Annotated in this window: 27 protein-coding genes; 13 read left to right on the top strand and 14 right to left on the bottom strand. The window is 63.6% G+C overall.

Features of this window, described 5'->3' with window-relative positions:
- Positions 1–21: 21 nt before the first annotated feature.
- Both pta and HU752_RS27810 read right to left on the bottom strand, forming a co-directional pair.
- The gene (pta, locus tag HU752_RS27815; RefSeq protein ID WP_186678452.1) at positions 22–2,121 is read right to left on the bottom strand and encodes a phosphate acetyltransferase; all 2,100 of its coding nucleotides are present in this window, start codon (positions 2,119–2,121) and stop codon (positions 22–24) included.
- A 56-nt stretch (positions 2,122–2,177) separates the two neighbouring features.
- A complete protein-coding gene (locus HU752_RS27810) occupies positions 2,178–2,516 on the bottom strand; it encodes a DUF3565 domain-containing protein (protein WP_186678450.1) in 339 nt (112 codons plus the stop codon).
- Between HU752_RS27810 and HU752_RS27805 the strand changes: the two genes are divergently transcribed.
- From HU752_RS27805 to HU752_RS27795, 3 genes are all read left to right on the top strand, one after another.
- Complete coding sequence (locus HU752_RS27805) at positions 2,485–2,970, top strand: FKBP-type peptidyl-prolyl cis-trans isomerase (protein WP_186678448.1); 486 nt, start codon at positions 2,485–2,487, stop codon at positions 2,968–2,970. The two genes, HU752_RS27810 and HU752_RS27805, sit on opposite strands and share 32 nt — an antisense overlap.
- Before the next feature lie 136 nt (positions 2,971–3,106).
- Complete coding sequence (locus tag HU752_RS27800; protein ID WP_186678446.1) at positions 3,107–3,589, top strand: glutathione peroxidase; 483 nt, start codon at positions 3,107–3,109, stop codon at positions 3,587–3,589.
- A 150-nt stretch (positions 3,590–3,739) separates the two neighbouring features.
- Positions 3,740–4,843, top strand: a complete 1,104-nt coding sequence (locus tag HU752_RS27795) for an NADH:flavin oxidoreductase (RefSeq protein ID WP_186678444.1) — start codon at positions 3,740–3,742, stop codon at positions 4,841–4,843.
- On the opposite strand, the gene HU752_RS27790 is transcribed toward HU752_RS27795, so the two are convergent.
- Positions 4,844–6,022 (bottom strand): glycosyltransferase family 4 protein, encoded by a 1,179-nt coding sequence (locus HU752_RS27790; protein WP_186678442.1) that lies wholly within the window; start codon positions 6,020–6,022, stop codon positions 4,844–4,846.
- Positions 6,023–6,169: 147 nt separating this feature from the next.
- Between HU752_RS27790 and HU752_RS27785 the strand changes: the two genes are divergently transcribed.
- Positions 6,170–6,748: a hypothetical protein gene (locus tag HU752_RS27785; RefSeq protein ID WP_186678440.1), complete on the top strand. Its 579-nt coding sequence runs from the start codon at positions 6,170–6,172 to the stop codon at positions 6,746–6,748.
- A gap of 48 nt (positions 6,749–6,796) precedes the next feature.
- Here the strand turns inward: HU752_RS27785 and cysZ are convergent, their stop codons facing one another.
- The gene (gene cysZ / locus HU752_RS27780) at positions 6,797–7,552 is read right to left on the bottom strand and encodes a sulfate transporter CysZ (RefSeq protein ID WP_186678438.1); all 756 of its coding nucleotides are present in this window, start codon (positions 7,550–7,552) and stop codon (positions 6,797–6,799) included.
- Positions 7,553–7,854: 302 nt separating this feature from the next.
- Between cysZ and trxB the strand changes: the two genes are divergently transcribed.
- Positions 7,855–8,817, top strand: coding sequence for a thioredoxin-disulfide reductase (trxB, locus tag HU752_RS27775; RefSeq protein ID WP_186678436.1), 963 nt, complete (start codon positions 7,855–7,857; stop codon positions 8,815–8,817).
- A gap of 199 nt (positions 8,818–9,016) precedes the next feature.
- On the opposite strand, the gene HU752_RS27770 is transcribed toward trxB, so the two are convergent.
- The 6 genes from HU752_RS27770 to HU752_RS27745 form a co-directional block, all read right to left on the bottom strand.
- Entirely contained in the window at positions 9,017–9,355 is a 339-nt protein-coding gene (locus HU752_RS27770; RefSeq protein ID WP_186678434.1) for a HopJ type III effector protein, read from the bottom strand.
- Positions 9,348–9,644 (bottom strand): DUF1244 domain-containing protein, encoded by a 297-nt coding sequence (locus HU752_RS27765; RefSeq protein ID WP_186678432.1) that lies wholly within the window; start codon positions 9,642–9,644, stop codon positions 9,348–9,350. Before HU752_RS27765 ends, HU752_RS27770 begins: the two co-directional genes overlap by 8 nt.
- 77 nt (positions 9,645–9,721) lie before the next feature.
- Positions 9,722–10,093 (bottom strand): dihydroneopterin triphosphate 2'-epimerase, encoded by a 372-nt coding sequence (folX, locus tag HU752_RS27760; protein ID WP_186678430.1) that lies wholly within the window; start codon positions 10,091–10,093, stop codon positions 9,722–9,724.
- A complete protein-coding gene (gene folE / locus HU752_RS27755) occupies positions 10,094–10,654 on the bottom strand; it encodes a GTP cyclohydrolase I FolE (RefSeq protein WP_186678429.1) in 561 nt (186 codons plus the stop codon).
- Between the two features lie 24 nt (positions 10,655–10,678).
- Positions 10,679–11,389: a dihydromonapterin reductase gene (folM, locus tag HU752_RS27750; protein ID WP_186678427.1), complete on the bottom strand. Its 711-nt coding sequence runs from the start codon at positions 11,387–11,389 to the stop codon at positions 10,679–10,681.
- A gap of 92 nt (positions 11,390–11,481) precedes the next feature.
- Positions 11,482–12,051 (bottom strand): antibiotic biosynthesis monooxygenase, encoded by a 570-nt coding sequence (locus HU752_RS27745; protein ID WP_186678425.1) that lies wholly within the window; start codon positions 12,049–12,051, stop codon positions 11,482–11,484.
- Positions 12,052–12,264: 213 nt separating this feature from the next.
- Here HU752_RS27745 and HU752_RS27740 point away from each other — a divergent pair, with 213 nt between their 5' ends.
- Positions 12,265–13,224 carry a MerR family transcriptional regulator gene (locus tag HU752_RS27740; RefSeq protein ID WP_186678423.1) on the top strand — a complete coding sequence of 320 codons (960 nt, stop codon included), beginning with the start codon at positions 12,265–12,267 and terminating at the stop codon, positions 13,222–13,224.
- A gap of 10 nt (positions 13,225–13,234) precedes the next feature.
- On the opposite strand, the gene HU752_RS27735 is transcribed toward HU752_RS27740, so the two are convergent.
- Both HU752_RS27735 and HU752_RS27730 read right to left on the bottom strand, forming a co-directional pair.
- Entirely contained in the window at positions 13,235–13,840 is a 606-nt protein-coding gene (locus HU752_RS27735) for a hypothetical protein (protein WP_186678421.1), read from the bottom strand.
- Between the two features lie 67 nt (positions 13,841–13,907).
- Positions 13,908–14,372, bottom strand: a complete 465-nt coding sequence (locus tag HU752_RS27730) for a PAS domain-containing protein (protein WP_186678420.1) — start codon at positions 14,370–14,372, stop codon at positions 13,908–13,910.
- Between the two features lie 155 nt (positions 14,373–14,527).
- On the opposite strand from HU752_RS27730, the gene HU752_RS27725 reads away from it, so the two are divergent.
- Entirely contained in the window at positions 14,528–14,983 is a 456-nt protein-coding gene (locus tag HU752_RS27725; RefSeq protein ID WP_186678416.1) for a flavodoxin, read from the top strand.
- Here the strand turns inward: HU752_RS27725 and HU752_RS27720 are convergent.
- Positions 14,964–15,860 (bottom strand): LysR family transcriptional regulator, encoded by an 897-nt coding sequence (locus HU752_RS27720; protein ID WP_186678414.1) that lies wholly within the window; start codon positions 15,858–15,860, stop codon positions 14,964–14,966. The two genes, HU752_RS27725 and HU752_RS27720, sit on opposite strands and share 20 nt — an antisense overlap.
- Positions 15,861–15,957: 97 nt before the next feature.
- Between HU752_RS27720 and HU752_RS27715 the strand changes: the two genes are divergently transcribed.
- The 6 genes from HU752_RS27715 (at position 15,958) to HU752_RS27690 (ending at position 25,032) form a co-directional block, all read left to right on the top strand.
- Entirely contained in the window at positions 15,958–16,344 is a 387-nt protein-coding gene (locus HU752_RS27715) for a CidA/LrgA family protein (RefSeq protein ID WP_186678412.1), read from the top strand.
- Entirely contained in the window at positions 16,334–17,020 is a 687-nt protein-coding gene (locus HU752_RS27710) for an LrgB family protein (protein WP_186678410.1), read from the top strand. Before HU752_RS27715 ends, HU752_RS27710 begins: the two co-directional genes overlap by 11 nt.
- Positions 17,021–17,156: 136 nt before the next feature.
- Entirely contained in the window at positions 17,157–18,065 is a 909-nt protein-coding gene (locus HU752_RS27705) for an SDR family oxidoreductase (RefSeq protein ID WP_186678408.1), read from the top strand.
- Between the two features lie 536 nt (positions 18,066–18,601).
- Positions 18,602–20,386, top strand: a complete 1,785-nt coding sequence (locus tag HU752_RS27700) for a DUF1302 domain-containing protein (protein ID WP_186678406.1) — start codon at positions 18,602–18,604, stop codon at positions 20,384–20,386.
- A gap of 24 nt (positions 20,387–20,410) precedes the next feature.
- Positions 20,411–21,778: a DUF1329 domain-containing protein gene (locus tag HU752_RS27695; protein ID WP_017904253.1), complete on the top strand. Its 1,368-nt coding sequence runs from the start codon at positions 20,411–20,413 to the stop codon at positions 21,776–21,778.
- Between the two features lie 704 nt (positions 21,779–22,482).
- A complete protein-coding gene (locus HU752_RS27690; RefSeq protein ID WP_186678404.1) occupies positions 22,483–25,032 on the top strand; it encodes a LuxR C-terminal-related transcriptional regulator in 2,550 nt (849 codons plus the stop codon).
- A gap of 165 nt (positions 25,033–25,197) precedes the next feature.
- Here HU752_RS27690 and HU752_RS27685 read toward each other — a convergent pair whose 3' ends face one another.
- A complete protein-coding gene (locus HU752_RS27685; RefSeq protein WP_186678402.1) occupies positions 25,198–25,989 on the bottom strand; it encodes an IclR family transcriptional regulator in 792 nt (263 codons plus the stop codon).
- Positions 25,990–26,168 lie beyond the last annotated feature (179 nt).

The raw sequence follows: 26,168 nt of genomic DNA, 5'->3' as shown, positions 1-26,168 counted from the left end.
TGAGAGTAGCGGAGATGGGTTTCAGATATCCACAGGCCGGTTGGCGGCCTGGATCGCCGTGAGGGCGATGGTGTAGACGATGTCGTCGACCTGGGCACCGCGCGGCAGGTCGTTGACCGGCTTGCGCAACCCTTGCAGCATCGGCCCCAGGCTCACGCAGTCGGCGCTGCGCTGCACCGCCTTGTGGGTGGTGTTGCCGGTATTCAGGTCGGGGAACACGAACACCGTCGCGCGGCCGGCGACCTGGCTGTTGGGGGCCAGTTGGCGGGCCACGTTTTCGTTGGCGGCGGCGTCGTATTGCAGTGGCCCGTCGATCAGCAGGTCGCGCTGGGCCTCATGGGCCAGCAACGTGGCTTCGCGGACTTTCTCCACTTCCTCGCCGCTGGCCGACTCGCCGCTGGAGTAGCTGATCATCGCCACTCGCGGGGCGATACCGAACGCCTGGGCCGAGTCGGCACTCTGCAGGGCAATTTCCGCCAGCTCCGTGGCCGACGGATGCGGGTTCATCACGCAGTCGCCGTAGACCAGCACCTGCTCGGGGAACAGCATGAAGAACACCGACGACACCAGGGTGCAGCCTGGCGCGGTCTTGATCAGTTGCAGGGCCGGGCGAATGGTATTGGCCGTGGAGTGGATCACCCCGGAGACCAGGCCGTCGACCTCGTCCAGCGCCAGCATCATGGTGCCGATCACCACCGGGTCTTCCAGTTGCTGTTCGGCCATCGGCGTGTTGAGGCTCTTGCTCTTGCGCAAGGCGACCATCGGCTCCGCGTAGCGTCCGCGGATCGTGTCCGGGTCGAGAATTTCCAATCCGGGTGGCAATTGGAAACCGTGGGCCTTGGCCACCGCCTCGACATCCGCCGGCTTGGCCAGCAGCACGCAGCGGGCGATGCCGCGGGCCTGGCAGATTGCTGCGGCCTGGACGGTCAGCGGCTCGCTGCCTTCGGGCAGGACGATACGCTTGTTGGCCTGCTGGGCACGCTGGATCAATTGATAGCGGAACACCGCCGGGGTCAGGCGCATCTCCCTCGGTGTGCCGCAGCGCTGGTGCAGCCACTGGGCATCGAGATGGCTGGCAACGAAGTCGGTGATGATCTCCGCCCGCTCGCGGTCATCGACCGGGATCTCCTTGTTCAGGCTGTTGAGCTGGTTGGCGGTATCGTAGGAGCCGGTGCTCACCGACAGTACCGGCAGGCCGGCCTGGAGTGCGCCGCGGCAGAGCTCCATCAGGCGTGGGTCGGGCTTGGTGTCGCTGGTCAGCAGCAGGCCGGCCAGCGGCACGCCGTTGAGCGCCGCCAGGCTGACGGCGAGGATGATGTCGTCGCGGTCGCCCGGAGTCACTACCAGCACGCCCGGCTTGAGCAGTTGCAGGGTGTTGAGCACGGTGCGGGCGCAGAGAATGATCTTGGACATGCGCCGGGTTTCATAGTCGCCGGCGTTGAGCACCTGGGCGCCGAGCAGTTCGGCGACGTCGCGGGTCCGTGGTGCGTTCAGTTCCGGCTGGTAGGGAATGCAGCCGAGCAGGCGGAAGTCGCCGCTGCGCAACAGCGGCGAGTGTTCCTTGAGGCGGGCGGCAAAGGCCTCCATGCTCTCGTCGGTGCGCACCTTGTTGAGGATCACGCCGAGGACCTTCGGGTCCTTGGGGCCGCCAAACAGCTGTGCCTGCAGTTCGACCCGGCCGGACAGTTCGGTCAGCACCTCGTTTTCCGGCGCCGAGACCAGGATCACTTCGGCATCCAGGCTTTTCGCCAGGTGCAGGTTGACCCGCGCGGCGTAGCTGGCGCTGCGGGTCGGGACCATGCCCTCGACCACCAGCACGTCCTTGCCGACGGCGGCCTGCTGGTACAGGCTGATGATCTCTTCCAGCAGTTCATCGAGCTGGCCGTCGCCGAGCATCCGTTCGACATGGGCCAGGCCCAGCGGTTGTGGCGGCTTGAGACCGTGGGTACGGGCCACCAGCTCGGTCGAGCGTTCCGGCCCGGTATCACCGGGGTGTGGCTGGGCGATGGGCTTGAAGAAGCCGACCTTCAGGCCGGCGCGTTCCAGCGTGCGGACCAGCCCGAGGCTGATCGAGGTCAGACCCACGCCAAAATCGGTGGGCGCGATAAAGAAAGTTTGCATGCGTAGTCTCTTGTGGAGCGCAACTGCGGGGACCGATGGTTGATCCCCTGCGATATTCAGACGCCAAGGTTAGCGCTAACCGAGCCCTGTGCGCACCAACCACATGCAAAGGGTTGGCCGATCCGGGCCGAACGCTGCACCGGGTCCAGCACCCAGGTGCGCGACTGCCATGGCGGCTGGTGGCGCAGGTGCTGGGTATGGCCGCAGGACAGCTCGGCAACCCAGTGACCGTTCTCATCCTGGTGGAAACCGAGGATGAAGGAGGGGGCCGGTTCAACCCGTCCGTCCGGGTTCCGTTCGCTTTCGGACGAATCCTTGTTTAGACTTGTCCGTTCTTCATTCTTCTGCAAAAGGTCCCGCCCCATGCTGATCGCTGCCAATAAGGCTGTGTCCATCGACTATACCCTGACCAACGACGCTGGTGAGGTCATCGACAGCTCTGCCGGCGGCGCGCCGCTGGTGTACCTGCAAGGTGCAGGCAACATCATTCCAGGCCTGGAAAAGGCCCTGGAAGGCAAGGCCGTGGGTGACGAGCTGAACGTCACCGTCGAGCCTGAAGATGCCTACGGCGAATACGCTGCCGAGCTGGTCAGCACCCTGAGCCGCAGCATGTTCGAAGGCGTCGACGAGCTGGAAGTGGGCATGCAGTTCCACGCTTCCGCTCCGGATGGCCAGATGCAGATCGTCACCATCCGTGACCTGGACGGCGACGACGTCACCGTCGACGGCAACCACCCGCTGGCTGGCCAGCGCCTGAACTTCAAGGTCAAGATCGTCAACATCCGTGACGCCAGCCAGGAAGAAATCGCCCATGGTCACATCCATGGCGAAGGCGGCCATCACCACTGAGTTCTGCTGCTAAGCTCTGGTTGTAGGAAGGCGCCCACGGGCGCCTTTTTAGTCCGCCGCGGTTTCATCGCTGGAAACCGGTCGTGCTGTCGGGCAACAATGTCGAGACGTAACACGGGATTATCGGGAGTTCGCCATGAGTGCTTTTCACGACCTTACGCTGGTGGCGCTGGATGGCCAGGACCTGCCTCTCGCACCCTTCAAGGGGCATGTCGTGCTGGTGGTCAATGTCGCCTCCAAGTGTGGCCTGACGCCGCAGTACGCAGCGCTGGAAAACCTCTACCAGCAGTACAAGGGGCAGGGGTTCACCGTGCTGGGCGTGCCGTGCAACCAGTTCGCCGGCCAGGAGCCGGGGTCCGAAGACGAGATCCGCGAGTTCTGCAGCCTCAATTACGGGGTGACCTTTCCGTTGAGCCGCAAGCTGGAAGTCAACGGCCACGATCGTCATCAGCTCTATCGGCTGCTGGCGGGCGAGGGCGCCGAATTTCCCGGCGACATCACCTGGAACTTCGAGAAGTTCCTGATGGGCAAGGACGGTCGCGTGCTCGCACGTTTCTCGCCGCGCACGGCGCCGGACGATCCGGCCGTGGTCCAGGCCATCGAGAAGGCACTGGCCTGAGCCCTTCCCTCAGGAGCCTGTCCGGGTCACGGCAGGCTCCCTCTATCGCTTTTCGAGCTTAATCACTCAGATCAATAGTGCTGTGCCTTGCTCGGCGGACGGAATATTATCCTGATCATAATTTTCCCTTTCAGCCGTGGAGTGCCACCCATGTCGGTCCAAGCCCTGTTCAAACCCTTCCAGCTCGGTGCCCTGGAGCTGCCGACCCGCGTGGTAATGGCGCCGATGACCCGCTCCTTCTCCCCGGGCGGCGTACCCAACTCGAAAGTCATCGAGTACTACCGCAAGCGTGCCGCCGCCGGTGTTGGCCTGATCGTCACCGAGGGAACCACCGTCGGCCACCCGGCGGCCAATGGTTACCCGAATGTGCCGCACTTCTATGGCGAGGCGGCGCTGGCCGGCTGGAAGCAGGTGGTCGAGGCGGTGCACGCCGAAGGCGGCAGGATCGTGCCGCAGCTCTGGCACGTAGGTAATGTGCGGCGCCTGGGCACCGAGCCGGATGCCAGCGTTCCCGGCTACGGCCCGAGCGAGAAGCTCAAGGACGGCCAGGTGGTGGTCCATGGCATGACCCAGCAGGATATCCAGGAGGTGATCGCCGCGTTCGCCCAGGCAGCCAAGGACGCCCAGGCCATCGGCATGGATGGCGTCGAGATCCATGGTGCCCACGGCTACCTGATCGACCAGTTCTTCTGGGAAGGCAGCAACCAGCGCACTGACGAATACGGTGGCAGCCTGGCCAATCGTTCGCGTTTCGCCATCGAGCTGATCCAGGCCGTGCGGGCTGCCGTCGGTCCGGACTTCCCGATCATCTTCCGCTTCTCCCAGTGGAAGCAGCAGGACTACACCGCGCGCCTGGTACACACCCCGGAGGCGCTGGGCGAGTTCCTCAAGCCCTTGGCCGATGCGGGCGTGGATATCTTCCACTGCTCCACCCGACGATTCTGGGAGCCGGAGTTCGAAGGTTCCACGCTCAACCTGGCCGGCTGGACCCGCCAACTGACCGGCAAGCCGACCATCACCGTGGGCAGCGTCGGCCTGGACGGCGAATTCCTGCAGTTCATGGTCAATACCGACAAGGTGGCCCAGCCGGCCAGCCTGGAGAAGCTGCTGGAGCGCCTGAACAATGATGAGTTCGACCTGGTGGCAGTGGGACGTGCGTTGCTGGTCGATCCGGACTGGGCGGTGAAAGTTCGTGACGGACGCGAACAGGATATCCTGCCGTTCAGCCGCGAGGCCCTGACCAGCCTGGTCTGACTACCTCGCAAGCGGGGGCGCATGAGGCGTCCCCGCTTCCGTTTCGCAGGCCCCGCGCAATTTCATCTCGAACTGTTCGACGATCGCTCCCCAACTCTGCCGGCTGGCATGCTGGCGCGCATTCAGGCGCACGTTGCGCAAGGTTTCACCGCCTTCGAGCAGCCAGCAGGCTGCGTCACGGAAGGCCTCCTCATCGCCTGGCATCGCCAGTACGCCGTTGTAGCCATGGCGAATGTGCTGGGCTGCCGCGGCCTGGTCATAGGCCACCACCGCCAGGCCTGAAGCCAGGGCTTCGAGCACCACGTTGCCGAAGGTCTCGGTCAGGCTGGGGAAGACGAACAGGTCGCCGCAGGCGTAGTGCTCGGCCAGGGCTTCGCCACGCTGGGTACCGCAGAAGATCGCTGTGGGCAGTTCCTTTTCCAAGGCAGGTCGGAGCGGGCCGTCACCCACCACGATCAACTTCATCGTCCGCTGTGGATAAGTTGCCTGCAGGGCATGGAAGGTGCGCGCCAGCAGGCCGAGGTTCTTCTCGGTCGCCAGTCGCCCGACATACAGCACGGCGATGTCGTTCGGTGCCAGCCCCCAGCTCTCCCGCAGGGCGGCTTGGCGCTTGGCTGGGTGGAACAGTTGGCTGTCGACGCCCCGTGACAGCAGTTCGAGGCGTTCGAAGTGGCGCCGTTCCAGTTCCAGGCGCTGGCTGACGCTGGGCACCAGGGTCAGCTTGGAGCGGTTGTGGAACCAGCGCAGGTAATGGGTGAGCAATCGCGTCAGCATCCCCAGGCCGTACTGGTTGGAGTACTGCTGGAAATTCGTGTGGAAACCGCTGACCACGGAGATCCCCAGGCGTCGGGCCGCGCGCAGGGCGGAAAGTCCCAGGGGACCTTCGGTGGCGATGTACAGCACATCGGGGCGCTGGCGTTTCCAGCGGCGTAACAGTTTGTGCATGGACGATTGCCCCCACTGCAGCCCCGGATAGCCCGGCAGCGGCCAGCCGCGGCATAGTAGCAGCTCGGTGTCGCTGGGACGGGTCTGGTCGCAGTTCTGTCGTGGACGTACCAGCTCGACCTGGTGACCGCGCGCACGCAAACCCTCGCACAGACGGCCAAGGGTATTGGCCACGCCGTTGATTTCAGGTGGGAAGGTTTCGGTGATCAGGGTGATATGCAGAGCTGTCGTCATGCTCGCAGTATCGACCCGGGGCCGTTGCGACGTTGTGGCAGTTGGGTGATGGATTTGTGACGGAGGCTCCAGAGTACTCGTGTGGTCCTCGATATCCGGGCCAGTGGACCGTTACTATCAGGTGTCCACCACGTTCAAGGAGGTCCCGTGACCGACAATCTCTATGCACCGCCCCAGGCGGACCTGAATGCACCGCACAGCGAGGCCGACGGCCGTTTCTACGTGGTGTCCAAAGCCAAGTTCTTCGTGCTGTTCATCTGCAGCCTGGGGCTGTACCAGATCTACTGGTCCTACAAGAACTGGAGCCAGTACAAGGCCTCGACGCAGTCGGACATCTGGCCGGTCGCCCGGGGGATCTTCGCGATCTTCTTCGTCCACGCGCTGTATCGCAACGTTGAACAGAGCATCCAGGCCAGTGGCCGTGGCTATCGCTGGGACGCCTCGCTCTGGGCGACCCTGTTCGTGATCGTCGCGGTGCTCAGCAACGTGCTGGAGACCCTGGTCAGGAAAAACATCGGCGGCTCGCTGCTGGTGGCACTCAGCACCTTCTGGGTGTTCGCCCAGGTCTTCATCACATGGCAGGGCCAGCAGGCCATCAACTTTGCCAGCGGTGATCCCGAGGGGGCCGGCAATGCCCACTTCAGCCCGGCCAATTACCTGGTGATCGTGCTTGGCGGCATCGTCTGGGTGTTCGCCCTGATCGGTATTTTCGCCCTCCTGGGTTGAAGGGCGCGCCGGGCCGTTGCAGGCCCGGTGGCTTGTGGTGTCCCGGGATCAGCGTGAAGACGGCGTAAGCGCCTGGTCCCCGCGTTCCTGTACCCAGAACAGCGTTGCCCCGGCAATCGCCGCCGGCATCATCAGCAGGTTGACCACCGGAATCAGCAAGACCAGGTAGACGCTGCCACCAAAACTCATGCTCTGCCAGCGCTTGCTGCGCAGCCAGGCAAGCATGTCCTGCCAGCTCATCTTGTGGTTGTCCGCCGGATAGTCGATGTACTGGATCGCCATCATCCAGACCCCGAACGGCAGCCACAAGGGTGCAGCGATGATATTCACCACCGGGATGAACGACAGGATGAACAGGCCGATGGCCCGTGGCAGAAAGTAGCCCAGCTTGCGCATTTCCCGGGCCAGGGTGCGGGGCACCATCGCCAGCAGTTCACCCCAGCTGAATTGCGGGAAGTTGTCGCTGCCGCGCACCACCACCTCGACCTTTTCCGCAAGAAAACCGTTGAACGGCGAGGCGATGATGTTGGCCAGCATGGTGAAGGTGAAGAACACCATCAGGATCACCAGCACCACGAACAGCGGCCAGAGGATGTAGTTGAGAAAGCTCAGCCAGCCGGGCAGGGTCGGCATCAGGTGATCGACCCAGAGGCTGAACTCATGGCCGGCGAAGTAGATCAGCCCGACGAACAGCACCAGGTTGACCAGCAGTGGCAACAGGACAAACAGGCGCAAGCCCGGGCTCAGGACCAGTTTGAGGCCCTCGCGCAGGTAGTGTGGGCCGGACATCACGGGTGCGGGCATAGCAGGCTCCGAAGAGTAGGAAAACGCGCCGACCTTACCGGCTTTGTACAGGCGGTGAAAGCGTCGACATTTACGGTAACAAAGGCGGCGTAGAAAACCTCCTCATGGATAGAGACCCGCTATGAGCTGGATTGTTATTGCGTATTTCCTTAATCTTTGCCCCCTCGTTACGCTGCACAACATTATTTTTCAGGACTGTGTGCTTCAAGCCTTCCCCAAGTGCTTTCGCAGTCCTTTTTTATTCCAGCCGGTTCGCCGGCGTTCCGTCCCGGCGTCATACGGGCGGTCGACAGGAGTGAGTCATGTCTGAAGTACGTCATTCGCGAGTGATTATTCTCGGTTCCGGCCCTGCCGGTTACAGTGCTGCGGTCTATGCCGCCCGGGCCAACCTCAAGCCGCTGCTGATCACCGGCATGCAGGCGGGTGGCCAGCTGACCACCACCACTGAAGTCGACAACTGGCCCGGTGACGTGCATGGCCTGACCGGCCCGGCGCTGATGGAGCGTATGCGTGAACACGCCGAGCGTTTCGAAACCGAAATCGTCTTCGACCACATCAATGCGGTGGACTTTGCCAAGAAGCCCTACACCCTGGTGGGCGACAGCGGCACTTTCACCTGCGACGCGCTGATCATCGCCACTGGCGCCAGTGCCCGTTACCTGGGCCTGCCTTCGGAAGAAGCGTTCATGGGCAAGGGCGTCTCGGCCTGCGCGACCTGTGACGGTTTCTTCTATCGCAACAAGCCGGTTGCCGTGGTCGGTGGTGGCAACACTGCCGTGGAAGAGGCGCTGTACCTGGCCAACATCGCCAGCACCGTGACCCTGATCCACCGTCGTGACACCTTCCGTGCCGAGAAGATCCTGATCGACAAGCTGCACGCCCGTGTCGCCGAAGGCAAGATCATCCTCAAGTTGAACGCCACCCTGGACGAAGTCCTCGGCGACAACATGGGCGTGACCGGTGCCCGCCTGAAGAACAACGACGGCAGCTTCGACGAGATCAAGGTCGACGGCGTGTTCATCGCGATCGGCCACACCCCGAACACTTCGCTGTTCGAAGGCCAGCTGGCACTGAAAGATGGCTACCTGGTCGTCCAGGGCGGTCGTGAAGGCAACGCCACCGCGACCAGCGTCGAAGGTATCTTCGCTGCCGGCGACGTGGCCGACCACGTCTACCGCCAGGCGATCACCTCGGCCGGCGCCGGCTGCATGGCGGCACTGGATACCGAGCGGTACCTGGATGGCCTGCAGAACGCTTCGTTCTGAGTGAGCCTGAAATGAAAAAACCGGCCATCTGGCCGGTTTTTTTGTATCTGTGCCAGGCAATGCTGTTCTGTGGCACTTGTTCGCGGATAAAACCGGGGCGCCGGACCGCCGGCTCCCACAATGGTCCCGCCAGGCACATATTTTGTGTACGGCAGATGGCCCTTGTGGGAGCCGGCGCCCCGGTTTATCCGCGAAGGCGTCAGCGGCGTGTCAATGGCTGCGTGGCGAACTTCACGCCGGCCAGGCCGTGCTTGATCAGCGCGCGGATGTTGCCGTGGTCGCTGCCTTCGGGGGTCGCCAGCACCGAGCGGTAATGCTCGCCGAACGCCAGCAGCGCCTGCTGGTCGCTCAGGCCTTCGAGCAGGGCCAGGCCGAGGGTCTTGCACGAGCCCTCGTTCTGCCCGGCGGCGTTTTCCACGCCGCCGTTGTTGAAAGCCTGGGGCTGGTAGTCGTAGCCGGCGGCGATGAAGGCCAGGGTGTCGGCAAAGACGTGTTCGCCGCTTTCAAGGCTGGCGCGCAGGGTGTTCAGGTCAGTCATGGGGTTTTCCTTTGGCGAATGCCGCCTGTTGTTCGGCACTGGCTTCTTTCTGGTATTGGGCTTTCCACTCGGCGTAAGGCATGCCATAGACCACTTCGCGGGCTTCGTCGAGGCTCAGCTCGATCTGGCGCTCGTCGGCTTCGGCCTTGTACCACTTGGACAGGCAGTTGCGGCAGAACCCGGCGAGGTTCATCAGGTCGATGTTCTGCACGTCCTTGCGGCTGTCCAGGTGGGCGACCAGCCGGCGAAAGGCGGCGGCTTCGAGTTCGAGGCGTTCTTGCTCGGTCATGAGGGGCTCTGTGCTTGAGGGGAGGTAGGGCGCGATGATAAGAGCCTGGCGCGCTGAACGCCAGGCGACCCGAGGCTTCAGCGGCTGGCGGCGAGGGTGATCGACACCGACTCGGCAAAGCGCAGGGCATGCGGCTTGTCGACCTCGACCTCGGCGTACTGCACCGCCGCATTGCTCATCACCAGGTCCAGCAGTTCCTGGGTCATGCGTTCGAGCAGGGCAAAGCGGTTGCCTTCCACGTGCTGGATGATCGCCTTGGTGATGGTGCGATAGTTCAGCGCGTGGTCGATATCGTTGTCGCGCACCGCTTCCTGGGCGGCGTACAGGATGGTCAGGTTGATCAGCACATCCTGCTTGTTGAGGATCTCCTCCTCGTTGATGCCGATAAAGGTGCGCAGACGCAGGTCCTTGACCCGGATCCGGGCCATTCCCGGTTGAAGTTGTGGCATTTACTTGCTCCGTCCGATCAGTTGCAGGAACTCCATGCGGGTGGTGCTCGAGTCGCGCAAGGCGCCGAGCATCACCGAGGTGTTCATGGTCGAATTCTGTTTTTCCACGCCGCGCATCATCATGCACATGTGCTGCGCTTCGATCACCACCGCGACACCGGCGGCGTTGGTCACCTGCTGGATCGCCTCGGCGATTTCCCGGGTGAGGTTTTCCTGGATCTGCAGGCGCCGGGCGAACATGTCGACGATCCGGGCGATCTTCGACAGTCCCAGTACCTGGCCGGTCGGCATGTAGGCGACGTGGGCCTTGCCGATGAAGGGCAGCAGGTGATGTTCGCACAACGAGTACAGCTCGATGTCCTTGACGATCACCATCTCGTCGTTGTCCGAGGCGAACAGCGCGCCGTTGACCACGTCGTCCAGGGTCTCGGCATAGCCGTGACACAGGTACTGCATGGCCTTGGCTGCCCGTTTCGGGGTATCCAGCAGACCCTCGCGATCCGGGTCTTCACCCAGGCCCAGGAGGATCTCGCGGTAATGCTCGGGCAGTGATGCGCTCATTGCAGGGGGTCCTCGCAGGGCGGTCTACTTGATGTGCCGGCCGCCGTTGACGGTCAAGGTTGTGCCGGTGACATAGGGATTGTCCAGCAGATAGCGCAGGCTCTGGTAGATCACCTCGGCGCCGGGCTCGATGCCCATGGCCGACTTGGCCAGGGTCTTGGCGCGGTACGCCGCGTCGTCGTCGGGGTTGAACATCAACAGCGCCGGGGCGATGCCGTTGACCTTGATCCGTGGCGCGTACTTGGCGGCAAAGGACAGGGTCAGGCTGTCCAGCCCAGCCTTGCTGGCGCAGTAGGCAATGTGCTTGCTGCTGCCCTTGCGCGTCACGTCGTCGCTGATGTGCACGATGTCGGCCTGTGGCGAGCGGTGCAGCAGCTCGGCGCACTGCAGGTTGATCAGGTAGGGCGCCAGCATGTGGATGCTGAACATCCGGGTGAAGGCTTCGCTTTCGTCACCCGGGGTTTCGGCGAGCCACGCCGAGGCGTTGTGGACGATCGCCCGCAGGCTGTCGGTGTGCTGCTTCAGGCTGTCGATGAAAGCCAGGATGCCGGCTTCGCTGGAGAAATCGGCGAACAGGGTGATTGCGCCCTGTTCGCGCAGGCGCTGCAGGCCCGGGCGGTCACTGCGGTAGCTGACGATCACCGGGCAGCCGTCGGCCAACAGCCGCTCTGCGCAATGCAGGCCGACGCGCTGGCTGGCGCCAGTGATCAGGATCGGGGCGGTGGACGATGGCATCGAGGGCTCGCGGCAGGCTGTGAACAGGTGTCTGGGATCAAACTATACCAGCCTCACGCCTTCCACAACCCTGCCGCAGGCCCTTGCCAGCCTCAGCGGCCGCGGGTTGGCGCGGTGCCCGGCAGTGTCCTTGACGGGGTGCCGTGCAGCCAGTTGGCGAGCAGGCGTGTCGACAAGGGGATGAAGAAGTAGACCATCAGCGGTGTCAGCATCATGGTGCTGACGAGGATTCGCGGCACCAGTTCCAGTTCGGCCAGCAGGGGACCGAGCACGAAGTTGAACAGCAGCGAGACCGGGAAGAACGCCAGCCAGATCGCCACGCTCTGTTTCCAGCGGGGTGGACGCTGGTCGGCCTTGCCGAACCAGCCTTCAAGGCCGCTGACGCGATGTTCGGAGGGGCGCGCGAACAGGTCGCCGCCGCGTTCCAGCCAGGCCTTGCGCGAGACGGAGTGTTCCCAGGCGTGCAGGGTGTCGGCATCGCTGAAGCGGAAAATCATCTGGAATTCGTTGTCGCCGGGAGGTGGTGCGAGTACACCGGAGCCCAGGTAGCCGGGGAAGTCGGTAGCCAGTTGCTCGCCTTCCTGGAGCCAGGCGAGCATGTCCTGATAACGGCCGTCGGCAACGCGACGGGCCACCATCATGGTGACGGGTGAGGTAGACATCATGTATCTCCATAAAACGGGCACGCTGTCCGGGTAGGTCAGGTGCGAAACGCAGCGCCGGGGTGGTGGGCTGCATCTGGACACAACGCAAGAATCATTCCCTGTTTCGGGCAAACGCCTGATCGAGCATTGAACGTATTGTTTCATGTTTGAAGAAAGTGGACAGGTATAAGCTAGAATATCTGGAAAATTTTACACATTGATGTGAAAACCATGTCAGTCATCACCGAACGTGCAGCAATCGAGCTGCCATTGCCGGCCCTGAAGCAGGAAGAGCTGTTCCCCATCCGTGAGGTCTCGCGCCTGACCGGCGTGAACCCGGTGACCCTGCGTGCCTGGGAGCGGCGCTATGGGCTGATCCAGCCGACGCGCACCGAAAGTGGGCATCGACTCTATGCCATGAGCGATATTGAGACGGTGCGCAGCATTCTTGGCTGGATCGAGCGCGGCGTGGCCGTCAGCAAGGTCGGCAAGCTCCTGGCCAAGAACGCGGCGGTGCCGGTGCCTGACAGCGACCGGCTGCTGCCGTTGCCGCTTGAGGATTGGCACAACTGTCAGGTGCATCTAGGCGCCGCCGTCAGTGCTTTCGACGAGCTGGCGTTGGAGCGCCTGTACGGGCAAGTCTTTTCCAGTTACCCGCTGACGGTGGTGTTCCAGAACATCCTGATCCCGCTCTGGCAGGAACTGCGCAGCCAACGGGACAGCTTCGGCCAGACCAGCGAATGGCTGTTCCTCGACAGCTTCCTGCGCGGTCGGGTGCTGCAGCGCCTGCAGTCGGCCAGGGGCGTCGCCGCCGAACGGATCATTCTCGCCGCCTTGCCTGGCGATTGCCGTGAGCTGGAGCTGCTGGTCGCCGGCCTGCTGCTGGGCAATGGCGAGTGGCCGGTCAGTGTCCTGGCCATCGGCCAACCGCTCGACGAACTGCCGCTGATCTGTGACAAGGCCCGGCCGCGGGCACTGGTGCTGTACTCCAACCGTTCACCGGCTTCGGACATGCCTCGGCGGCTCAACCGCCTGGCGCTGGCGGTGGAGTGTCCGGTGATGCTGGCCGGTGAGGCCTCGGACCTGCTGCAGGATGCCCTGGAAGGCTCCAGCATTGGTTGCCTGGGGCACGAGGGCCAATCGATGCGTCAACGCCTGCAGCAACTGCTGGCCGGCAAGCTCGATACCTGACGGCTGTTCCTCAGGCGTGGAATTCCGGGTGCGCCAGGCGGTGCTGTTGCAGGATGTACTGGCGCAGCCGCTGGGTTTCCTCGGGGTTGCTCTGGTTGAGCCGATAGGCGTACAGGCCCTGTTCGGTTTCACGCTCGAAACGTCCCTGCAGGGCGATACGCTCATAGCCTGACGGGCTGAACCACTGGTTGAACTGCCGCGGCGGCTTGAGGCCGCTGCGCAGTTCCAGCAACACGCCCTTGAACGAAATCTCGCGCACCGCCAGCGCGCCGGGCTGGCCGCGGACGTTCTCGAGGAACACCGGGGTCCCGAGGCTCAGGCGCCAGGGGCGAATCCTGGGGCCATCCTCGAAGATGCTCGGCACCCCCAGGCGCAAGTGCTGGGCGTGGAACTCGTCCTCGACCAGGTGCAGCGGGAAGCTCAACTTCTGGTTTTCGAAGTTCGCCTGGATGGTCACCTGCTCATGCGCGGCCAGCCGCGTGAGCAGGTCACGGATCTGCGATACACCATTGACCAGCAGGCTCGACGAGCTGTCACGCTTGTTGAGTTGCGGGTTGTGCTGCATGTTCTGGATGAAATCCAACTCGTCCTGAGTCAGAAGGGCATTGCGCGGCATGATCGTGCTCTAAGGGTACAAACGTGCAAATTGAGGCGGTTGACGCCCGATGAGACAACAAAATCCATTACTTGTTGACACCACTGGTCGCCCGCAGAGCGTCGAGTTCGGCCCTGGCCTCGGCCAATTGCGCCTCGAGCTGGACAACCCGCTGCTGGGCCTTGACCTGGGCGGTGACGTCCTTCTGGACACCGATGAAATAGGTCAATTGGTCGCTTTCATTGAACACCGGCGAAATCGACAGTTCGTTCCAGAAATGCGTACCGTCCTTGCGGTAGTTGCGAATTATATGGCGACAGGGCTTGCGTGTCCGCACCGCCTCGCGAATCAGTTCCAGGGCGGGCTGGTCGCGGTCGCCGGACTGCAGGAAGCGGCAGTCCTGGTAGAGAATTTCCTCGTTGCTGTAGCCGGTGAGACGTTCGAAGGCGGGGTTGGCGTAAATCAGGATATTGTCGTCGCCTTCCTGCTCGGCAACCACGATCCCCTCGTTGGAGGCATCGATGACCAGTTGCAGCAGTTTCGAGTTGATCATTATTGAAAGAGTCCGCAGTCCATTGGCACGCCGTTCCAGTGTAAGAGAATGTCCCGTGCGGTCAATGCCGGGCAGGGCCTGTGGATGGAATTTCAGTGGGAATATTTCTCATCTGGTAAGATCCCCGGCTTTTACACTGCTCCAGGGTGAGATTGATGAAAGTCGCCATTCTTTCCGGCTCGGTCTACGGCACCGCCGAAGAAGTTGCCCGTCATGCCAAGCGGATTCTCGACAAGGCCGGTTTCGAGACCTTGCATGACCCGCGTGCCAGCCTGGCCGATATCCAGGCGTTCGCCCCCGAGGCGTTCCTGGCGGTGACTTCCACCACCGGCATGGGTGAACTGCCGGATAACATCCAGCCACTCTACTATGCCATTCGCGACCAGCTGCCGGCGGCCTGGCGCGGTTTGCCGGGGGCGGTGATCGGTCTGGGCGATTCGAGCTACGGTGACACCTTCTGCGGAGGCGGCGAGCAGTTGCGCGAACTGTTCGCCGAGCTGGGCCTGCGCGAGCTTCAGCCGATGCTGCGCCTGGACTCCAGTGAAACCGTCACCCCGGAGACCGATGCGGAGCCCTGGCTGGCCGAGTTCATCAGCGCACTGAAAGGTTGACCGGTCGCTCGCGCAGCAATGCCAGCCAGGCCTGGGCGGCCTGTGACAGGTAGGCGCCACGGCGCCAGATGAAGGCGATGTCCCAGCGCAGGTCGGTGGGCGAGCTGAGGTTCAGGCGCACGACGCCGGGGCGGACCAGTGAGCGCGCGACCACGCTGGGCATCAAGGCCACACCTTGCCCGGCGGCCACCAGTGCGGCGAGGAAGTCCGCCTGGCCGCTGCGCCCACCCTCCTTGGGCGTGAATCCCAGCCGTTCGCAGGCCTGGATCAACCGATGGTTGAGCACGAAGCTGCGCTGATAGAGCAGAAACGGCGTGTCAGCCAACTGTTCCAGGCGAATCGAGCCTTCCTCGGCCAGCGGATGATCGATCGCCAGCAGCACATCCAGCGGCTCGTCGCAGAACGGTTGGCAGTCGAACGCCGGATTGCTTGGTGTGAGGCCGGCCCCCAGCTCCAGTTCACCGCTCAATACCGCCGGTTCGATACTCAGGCTGCCGCCTTCGAGCAGTTGGATGGCGATATTCGGATAGCGCCGCCGGTACTCGGCGAACAGCCCGGCGAACAGCGTATCGCCGCCCAGCTGCGGCAGCCCCAGGCGCAACTCTCCCCGGGCCAGTTGGCTCAGGTCGTCGAGCTCGTGCAACAGCCCGTTGCGCAGGCGCAGCATTTCCTCGGCCCGCTGCAGCACCACTCGGCCCGCAGCGGTCGGGAGCACTTGCGGCCCCTGGCGATCGAGCAGCATGACTCCCAGGCTGTGCTCCAGCTGGGCGACCTGCTTGCTCACCGCCGACTGGCTGATGTGAAGGGTCTTGGCGGCCTGGGTGAAACCGCCCTGGTGTACCACCTCGACGAAGCTGCGCAGTTGCTTGAATTCCATGGTCTGATTCCAAAATGGAATGGAGTACAGTCTAACAATTCGCTTTTGGGATGGCAGGCCCGGCTCTAGAATTTTTCCCATTGAGGGCCTGAATCCGATGAACAGATCACTGCTGAAAAAAAACATCCGCCTGCTGGCCGAACTGTCGGTGCTGTGCGGCCTTTACCTGCTCGGCGGCCAGTTGGCCGCCTGGACCGGCTGGCCGATTCCCGGTGGGGTGATCGGGCTGGCGTTGCTGTTGCTGCTGTTCGCCTCGGGCCAGGTCAAGCCGGCGGCGTTGCAACGGGGCGCTGGCTGGCTGATGGCGGAGATGCTGTTGTTCTTCATCCCGGCCCTGATGAGCCTGCTCGACTACGGTGCCATGCTGCGTCAGGACGGTTGGCGGATCCTGCTGGTGATCATGTGCAGCACCTTGCTGGTGATGCTGGCGACGGCGTTCACCGTCGAATTCGTCTGTCGCTGGAGCAGTCGTCGTGAAGCTTGAGTGGATGTCGCTGTTCTGGCTGGCGCTGACCCTGGGCGCCTATGTCTTCAGTCGCTGGAGCTATCGGCGCACGGGCCGCTACCTGCTGTCGCCGCTGATCCTGGTGCCGATCATCCTGCTGGCGGTGGCCGTGCCGCTGCATACCGCTTACGCCGAGTATTCGCGTGATACTCATTGGCTGATCCTGGTGCTGGGGCCTGCCACCGTCGCCTTTGCCGTGCCGATCTGGCAGCAGCGGGCATTGCTCGTTCGCCACTGGCCAGCGTTGCTGTTGGGCATGCTGGCGGGCAGTGTGGCCTCTATCGGCAGTTCCTACGGGCTGGCCCGGGCGCTGTCACTGGACAGTGCCCTGACTCTGTCGCTGGTGCCGCGCTCGATCACCACGCCCTTTGCCATGCCGCTGGCTCGCGACCTGGGTGGCGTGCCCGAACTGACGGCGGTGTTCGTGCTGGTCACCGGGGTGTTCGGCGCGATGGTTGGCGGCGTCCTGCTCAAGTGGCTGCCGTTGCGCAGTAGCCTGGCCCGTGGTGCGCTGTTCGGTGTCGGCGCACACGGCGCCGGGGTCAGCCGCGCCCGTGAGGCCGGAGGGGAGGAGGGCACGGTCGCCGGTCTGGTGATGGTCCTGACCGGGTTGTTGAACCTGTTTTGCGCGCCCTTGCTGGCCATGCTGATCTGAAACGGTCGCCGGGACGCGCGAACTATCCCTTTGCCTTATCGCGCACCATTCACCCCCAGCCGTATTTATTGTGACCGGATGCCGCGTATCCGACACTCAGGCTCTATATCCCATTGCCCCTGGCTGGAGAGCTGTCATGAGTGAGTCTGTGCGCTTCGAAGATAAAGTGGTGATCGTCACCGGTGCCGGTGGTGGCCTGGGGCGGGCCCACGCGTTGCTGTTCGCTCGCCAGGGTGCGCGTGTGGTGGTCAACGATCTGGGGGGCTCGACCCACGGCGAGGGCGCCAGCGCCTCGGCAGCGGACCGGGTAGTGGCGGAAATCCGCGAGGCTGGCGGCACCGCGGTGGCCAACCACGACTCGGTGACCGATGGCGACAAGATCGTGCAGAACGCCCTGGATGCCTTCGGCCGGGTCGATGTGGTGGTGAACAACGCCGGCATCCTGCGCGACAAGACGTTCCTCAAGATGGAGGACGCCGACTGGGACCTGGTGTACCGGGTGCATGTCGAGGGTGCCTACAAGGTCACCCATGCCGCCTGGCCGCACATGCGCGAGCAGAACTATGGCCGGGTGATCTTCACCGCCTCGACCTCGGGTATCTACGGCAACTTCGGCCAGTCCAACTACGGCATGGCCAAGCTCGGGCTCTACGGCCTGACCCGGACCCTGGCGATCGAGGGACGCAAGAACAACATTCTGGTCAACGCCATCGCACCCACCGGCGGCACCCGCATGACCGAGGGCCTGATTCCACCGCAAGTGTTCGAGCTGCTCAAGCCGGAGCTGATCAGCCCGCTGGTGGTGTTCCTGGGCAGTGAGCAGTGCGACGAAACCGCCGGCCTGTTCGAGGTCGGTGGCGGCTGGATCGGCAAGACCCGCTGGGAACGCAGCCTGGGCGTTGGCTTCGATCCGCACAACGGCTTCAGCGTGGATGAGGTGGCAGCCAGTTGGCAGAAGATCTGCGACTTCGACAATGCCGTGCACCCGAAGGACACGCCCGAATCGTTGCAGCAAATGATGGCGAACCTGCAGAAGTACAGCTGACCGGCGCCGCCTGTGGTTAGGCATCGAGCATAAAAAAGGCCGCTGTAGACACAGCGGCCAAGGGAAGACGTTCGATCAAGGAGCTATAAATCAACGTCAGTGAAGCGGGTGATGATCGACTCGCAAGCCGACAATCGAAACCGGGACGGCCGCAATGGCCGTGACCGCCTTCAGTGCAGAGTCGCTGACTCGATGCCCGAAACGCTCCCGAAGCTTTGACCCTCCGAGCGATTCCCCCTGAAAGCCAGGCCAGAATAAGGAATTGCCGCGCCCTGAAACAGTGCGCTTCGTGACAATCACTGTTGCATCGGGCGTAACAGTCGCGGATGACTGCGTCGAAGTCGCACGGTGTTCGGCGGCGCTCCATCCATCCTCCCTATGAAGTGTCATCCAGCCCTTCGATGGTCCCCTGCAAGCGCGCGCCGGTGCGGCCATTCATCCTTTGGAGGTACAACGAAAATACCTCCTTGGTGCGCTTATCGCTCCCGCTGGCGCTGGGTAGGGTGAAGCCTTCTGTCACTCACCGGGGAAGACGCATGACAAAAACAACAATGCGCGCCATCTTCACGCCACAGGCGCTGGCGGTTGCCGTGGCTCTGGGGGCGAGCGCCCAGGCCAACGCGGTTTCGTTCAATATCGGGGAAATCGAGGGCAAGTTCGACTCGTCCCTGTCGGTCGGTGCGAGCTGGGGCATGCGTGATGCCGACAAGTCGCTGGTCGGGACCCCCAATGGCGGCACCGGCCAGGCCTCCACCGGTGATGACGGACGGCTGAACTTCAAGAAGGGCGAGACCTTCTCGAAGATCTTCAAGGGCATCCACGACCTGGAGCTCAAGTACGGCGACACCGGGATGTTCGTCCGCGGCAAGTACTGGTACGACTTCGAACTGGCGGACGGTGATCGCGAGTTCAAGGACCTCAGCGACCATCATCGCGACGAAGGCGCCCGCTCCTCGGGCATCGAGCTGCTCGATGCCTTCGTCTACCACAACTATTCGATCGCCGACCTGCCGGGCACCGTGCGCCTGGGCAAGCAGGTGGTCAGCTGGGGCGAGAGCACCTTCATCGGCAACTCGATCAACAGTATCAACCCGATCGACGTTTCGGCGTTCCGCCGGCCCGGCGCCGAGATCAAGGAAGGCCTGATTCCGGTCAACATGTTCTTCGCTTCCCAGAGCCTGACCGATTCGCTGACCGTCGAAGGTTTCTACCAGTTGAATTGGCAGAACACCGTCGTCGACAACTGCGGCACCTTCTTCGCCAACGACGTGGTGGCCCATGGTTGCAATAACAACTATACGGTCGCCAACCCGGCCATTGCGCCGCTGCAACCATTGGCCGCTGCCTTTGGCCAGGGCTTCGAGGTCACGTCCGAAGGGGTGGTGGTGCAACGCAGCAAGGATCGCGAGGCCCGCGACGGCGGCCAGTTCGGCGTGGCACTGCGCTGGCTGGGTAACGATACCGAGTATGGGCTCTACTTCATCAACTACCACAGCCGGACCCCGACGGTCGGCACCACCACGGCGGGCCAGGGCACCATCAACTCTCTCGCCAGTATCCTGCCGCTGGCACCGGCAGCCTTCCGTACCGGTCTGGCCCAGAGCATCATGCTGGGGCGTGGCCAGTACTACCTGGAATACCCGGAAGATATTCGTCTGTACGGCGCCAGCTTCTCCACCACCTTGCCCACCGGGACCGCCTGGAGTGGCGAGATCAGCTACCGCCCCAATGCCCCGGTGCAGCTCAATACCAACGACCTGACCCTGGCGCTGCTCAATCCGATTGCCGGCGGTGCCGCCTCGCCGATCCTCACCACGGCGGGCTCCGACAACACCGGCTACCGTCGCAAGGAAATCTCCCAGGCGCAGACCACCCTCACCCAGTTCTTCGACCAGGTCCTGGGCGCCGATCGCCTGACCCTGGTGGGCGAGGCCGGTATCACCTACGTCGGCGGGCTGGAGTCCAAGGACAAGCTGCGCTACGGGCGTGACTCGGTCTACGGTGCCTACGGCTTCCAGGGCGACACCGGCGGCTTCGTCACCGCCACCTCCTGGGGCTACCGCGCCCGGGCGATCCTCGACTACAGCAACGTGATCGCCGGGATCAACCTCAAGCCGAACCTGTCCTGGTCCCATGACGTCAAGGGCTACGGCCCCAACGGCCTGTTCAACGAAGGCGCGAAGGCGGTCAGCATCGGCGTGGATGCCGACTACCGCAACACCTACACCGCGAGCCTGAGCTACACCGACTTTTTCGGCGGCCGCTACAACACCCTGATTGACCGCGACTTCCTGGCGCTCAGCGTCGGCGCGAACTTCTGATCAAGGCTGAATAAGGATTAATTTATGCGCAAGATGATTCTGCAATGCGGCGCCCTGGCCCTCAGCCTGCTGGCGGCCAACGTGATGGCGGCGGTTTCCCCGGAGGAGGCGGCCAAGCTCGGCACCACCCTGACCGCGATCGGTGCGGAAAAGGCCGGCAATGCCGACGGTTCGATTCCGCCCTACACCGGCGGCATTCCGAAAAATGCCGGGGCGGTGGACAGCAAGGGCTTTCTCGCCGACCCGTTCGCCAATGAAAAACCGCTGTTCGTGATCACCGCCGCCAATGCCGACCAGTACAAGGCCAAGCTCTCCGACGGCCAACTGGCGATGTTCAAGCGTTATCCACAGACCTACAAGATCCCGGTCTATCCAAGCCATCGCACCGTCGCCCTGCCGCAGGCAGTGCTCGATTCGGCCAAGCGCAGCGCCCTCAACGTCACCGCGATCAACGATGGCAACGGCCTGGCGAACTTCACCGGCAACCGCTACTACGCCTTCCCGATTCCGAAGAACGGTGTGGAAGTGCTGTGGAACCACATCACCCGTTACCACGGCGGGAACCTGCGTCGCACCATCACCCAGGCGACGCCGCAGACCGACGGTTCCTTCACCCCGATCACCTTCGAGGAAGAGGCCGCGGTGCCTTCGGAAATTCCGGACCTGGCGCCGGACAAGGGCGCCAACGTGCTGACCTTCTTCAAGCAGGAAGTCACCGCACCGGCGCGCCTGGCGGGTAACGTGCTGCTGGTGCACGAAACCCTCGACCAGGTGAAGGAACCGCGCCTGGCCTGGGTCTACAACGCCGGCCAGCGTCGTGTGCGCCGTGCCCCGCAAGTGGCCTACGACGGTCCGGGCACTGCCGCCGACGGCCTGCGTACCTCGGACAACTTCGACATGTTTTCCGGTGCACCGGACCGTTACGACTGGAAACTGATCGGCAAGAAGGAGATGTACATTCCCTACAACAGTTACAAACTGGACTCGCCCAGCCTCAAGTACACCGACGTGATCAAGGCCGGTCACATCAACCAGGACCTGACCCGCTACGAGTTGCACCGGGTCTGGGAAATCGAGGGCACGGTCAAGCCGAGCGAACGGCACATCTACGCCAAGCGCCACATGTACATCGACGAGGACAGCTGGCAGGTTGCGCTGGTGGATCACTACGACGGCCGTGGCCAACTGTGGCGGGTGGCCGAGGGGCATGCGCAGTTCTACTACGACCACCAGGTGCCGGCGTACACCGTCGAAACCCTGTATGACCTGATCGCCGGCCGCTACATCGCCCTGGGCATGAAGAACGAGGAGAAGCACAGCTTCCAGTTCGGCTTCGTCGGCAAGGCGGCGGACTACACGCCGGCAGCGCTGCGGGCCAGCGGGGTGCGCTGATAGCCCATTGATCGTTGCCACGCTCTGCGTGGGAACGCCGCCCGTAACGCTGCGCGTCACAAGAGCTGACGCCGAGCGTCCAAAGAGGCGTTCCCACGCAGAGCGTGGGAACGATCGGTACATCGTCACCGACTGACAAGCCGCTATCACCAGCAAGCCGGCTCCCACGCTCACCGCCTCAGCGCCAGAGGCAGGAGAGGTGAATCTTTGATCGTTCCCACGCTCTGCGTGGGAACGCCGCCCGTGACGCTGAGCGTCACAAGAGCTGACGCCGAGCGTCCAAGGAGGCATTCCCACGCAGAGCGTGGGAACGATCGGTACATCGTCACCGACTGACAAGCCACTATCGCCAGCAAGCCGGCTCCCACACTCACCGCCTCGGCACCAGAGGCAGGAGAAGTGAAGCTTTTTTTGATCGTTCCCACGCTCTGCGTGGGAACGCCGCCCGTGACGCTGTGCGTCACAAGAGCTGACGCCGAGCGTTCAAAGAGGCATTCCCACGCAGAGCGTGGGAACGATCGGTATCTTCACCGACTGACAAGCCGCTATCACCAGCAAGCTGGCTCCCACGCTCACCGCCTCAGCGCCAGAGGCAGGAGAGGTGAAGCTTTTTTATGAGGCCCGATCAGCCTCCTGAATACTTGTTCATGCCAAGGCTCGAACAGGACTAGGGTGAACGGATAAAACCAAGAAAGGCTGCCGCAATGACCGCCATGACCCCGCGTCTGGATCGTCCCGGGTTCCTGCCTCGCCTGTCCTCCCGCCATGTGTCGCGCCCCCGCCTGAGTGTTCCCCTGATCGAGTCCCAGGCCCGGGTCCGCCTGCTTTGCGCGCCAGCCGGCAGCGGCAAGAGCGCCTTGCTCGCCGAATGCCTGCTGCAGGCACCTGCCGATTGTGGCGTGTGCTGGCTGCCACTGGCCGGGGCGAGCCTGTCGACCGAGGCCTTCTGCACCGCCCTGGCCGAGGCGCTGGGCCTCGAGGGCTCGTGGGACGAGCCGAGCCTGTTGGCCCGGCTGGCCCGCTGGACCGCATCGACCTGGGTCTTTCTCGACGACTACTGCCGGCTGCCCGACCCGGCACTGGATCAACTGCTCGACCGCCTGCTGGCCGTCAGCAGTCCGATGCTGAGCTGGTGGCTGAGTGGTCGGCGACGGCCGCACTGCAACTGGCCGCGACTGTTGCTCGAAGGTGAGCTTCAGGACGTGGGAGCGGCGCAGCTGGCCTTCGAGCGCAGTGAGATTGAGCGCCTGGTGAGCCATCCGACGATCGAGGTTTCGCCCCAGTGCATCGAGCGGATCAGCCAGTACACCGGTGGTTGGTGCGCCGGCGTGCGGGTCGCGTTGCTGGAAGCACCGGCCTGGATCGCCAACGACCCGGAGGCGGGTTCGCGGCGCTCGGCGACCCTGCTCGATTATCTGCAACACGAGCTGTTCGATGTCCTGGCGCCCGAGTTGGGCGAAGCCTGGCGGGTGCTGGCGCACCTGCCGCGGTTCAACGCCGACCTGTGCGAGCACCTGTTCGGTGCAGGCGAGGGGGCCCAGTGGATGCGTACCCTGCAGGAGCTGGGTTGCTTCGTCGAGCCCTGGGAGGACTCCACCGAGTGGCTGCGGATTTTCGCCCCGCTGACCCTGTTGCTGCGTGACGAACCATGGCCGGCCGCGCGCTCCTGGCATCGTCGTGCCTGCCAGTGGTTCAGCGCCCGGGGCGACTGGCAGGCGGCGGTGGAGCAGGCCCTGGCGGCCGAGGAGCTGGAAGTCGCGGCGAGCCTGCTGCACAACTTCAGTTTCGACTACCTGTTCGAGGGGCAGAACGTTCCGCTGTTGTTGCGCCTGCACGAGCAGCGTCCGGATGAACTGCTGTTCGGTACGCCGCACCTGCTCGGGCTCATCACTACCGCGCTGCTGTTTGCCGGGCGTTTCGACGACGCCGCCCGCAGCATCGAGCAGATGGCCCGGTTCACCCCACAACCGTCGGCCGTGGCCCAGCGACAGCTGGTGGCACGCTGGCAGGCCCAGCAGGGCTGGCTGCTGCATTTGCAGGGGCGCGCGGGGCCCGCTCGCGCGCATTTTCTCGAAGCGCTGCAGGACCTGCCGCCAGCAGCCTGGCCGGCGCGGCTATTCTGCCTGTCGGGCCTGACCCAGCAGGCGTTGCTCAACGGTGAGCTGGAACAGGCCCATGCCTTGAGCCGGGAGGCGCTGTGCCTGGCGCGGGCGCAAGGCTCATTGTTGTTCGAGGCGTTGCTGGAGCTGGATCATGCGCAGTTGCTCGAGCAGCGCGGCGCCTTGCAGCGTAGCGAAGCGCTGCTGGAAGGCATCCAGGCATTGCTGCAGGCCAAACACTACGTCACCGGTCCTCTGCGCGGGCGTGTTGCCCTGCGCCAGGGACGCCTGGCCTTGCGCCAGGGGCATGACCAGCAGGCTGGCGAATACTTCCAGACCGGGCTGGACGAATGCCTGCGCTGTCACGACAAGCGCGGACTCTACGGTTTCCTCGGGCTGGCGTTGCTGGATGCCAACCACGGCAACTATCCCCAGGCATTCGTGCGCTTGCGCGATGCCGAGCGGCTGATGCAGCAGCGGCATATTCCGGACACGGTGTACCGCGCAGTACTACTGATGGTCAGCAGCCATTTCTGGTTGCAGCAGGGGCGCCCGGAACTGGCGGACGAGGCATTGACCCGGGTGTTGCGCCACTATCGCGGCCCGAATGCGGTGCAGGCACCGCCGGCCACCCTGGAGCTGATTCCTCGGCTCGAGTATCTGCTGGTGTTGGCCCAGGTTTATCAGCGCAAGCCCTGTGCCGCAGTGGAGTCCCTGACGCAGCAACTGGAGCAGGCACAACGGCGGGGCATGCAGGGCATCGAGACGGAAATTCGCCTGGCATTGGCCGAGGTGGCTTTTCTGCTGGGACAGGCAGGCCTGGCCAAGGAACATCTGGGGGAGGGACTGGCGCTGGTCGGCCGCTGCAACCTGCAGCAGGCACTGCGGGAATTGCGTCTGCGCCAGCCGGGCCTGTTGTCGGCGCTGGGGGTCGAGGAAGAATTGGTCGCCAGTGGTGACAACCCACTGAGCCAACGCGAACTGGAAGTGCTCAGGCTGATCGCCCAGGGCAGTTCCAACCTGCAGATCGCCGACCAGCTGTTCATCTCGTTGCATACGGTGAAAACCCATGCCCGCCGGATCCACAGCAAGCTCGGGGTCGAGCGGCGGACCCAGGCGGTCGCCAAGGCCAAGGCCCTGGGCTTGATGGGTTAACAGGAACAATACTGTCCGCTTTTGCGGGAGCCGGCCGGGCGGCGCTCCGCTTGCTGGCGATAGTGGTGCATCAGGCGCTGCCGACTCCACTGAATGGTCGCTTTCGGCTGTGGATTCAAGCGGAGCGCCGCCCGGCCGGCTCCCACAGTGGAGAGTGCCGCGTCCTCAGCCTTTCTGGTAACCCATCCGCCAACTGATCGCTTCACTCGCCGCCAGCAGGCGCTTGGCTGCCGGAGCGTTTTCATCGGCGTGGAACAACGAGGTCGGGCCCACCACCGTCAGCACCGCCACCACTTGCCCCAGGGCGTTGAACACTGGCGCCGACAGCGCGTCGACCCCCGGCATCAGCAGCCCGTGGACGAAATGCAGCCCGCGCTGGCGGATCTTTTCGCAGGTCGCGGCGTAGGTCGCGGCGTCGGCCAGTGGATGCGGGTGACCGGCCTTGAGTTCGGCTTCACGCAGGTCGACGGTCTCGCGATCCGGCAGAAAGGCATTGAACACCAAGCCGGTTGAGGAACTGAGCAACGGCAGTACCGAGCCCAATTGCGTCACCACCGTCACCGCGCGCACCGCCGGTTCGATATGCACCACGGTCGCGCCGTGATTGCCCCAGACCGCCAGGAAGCAGCTTTCATTCAGGTCATCGCGCAGTTCCGCCAGGGGCATCGCCGCCACCTGCAGCACATCCATGCCATTGAGCGCCGCGAGGCCGACCCGCAATGCCTCGCGTCCGAGGCCGTAGTGGTTGGTGGCGACGTTCTGTTCGGCGAAACCGCTGGCAATCAGTGCCTGCAGGTAGCGGTGCACCTTGCTCGCCGGCATCTGCACATGTTCGGCCAGGCGCGACAGCGACGTGCTGGGCGAGAGCTCGGCCAGGGCCTTGAGGATGTCGGTGCCGACCTCGGCCGAGCGGACTTTCTGTTTGGCGTTGCTGTCGCTGCTGCGCGGCTTTTCCATGGAGGCGATGTGATCCCGAGACGAATGGGCGTCTTTATAGCTTGACGAGCACGGGCAATCAAATTACGTTTTGCATAATCGAATTACGCAATTCATAACTTCGACTCTATAAAAACAACCGACCTTGTTGCCTGTCCGTGATCGGAGAGGCCGGCACAGGTCCACTCCACCAGGAGGCT

The organism is Pseudomonas vanderleydeniana (assembly GCF_014268755.2).
In the GTDB taxonomy this organism is placed as follows: domain Bacteria; phylum Pseudomonadota; class Gammaproteobacteria; order Pseudomonadales; family Pseudomonadaceae; genus Aquipseudomonas; species Aquipseudomonas vanderleydeniana.
Note: the sequence above shows the minus strand (reverse complement) of the source record. Positions and strands in the feature narration are given on the sequence as shown.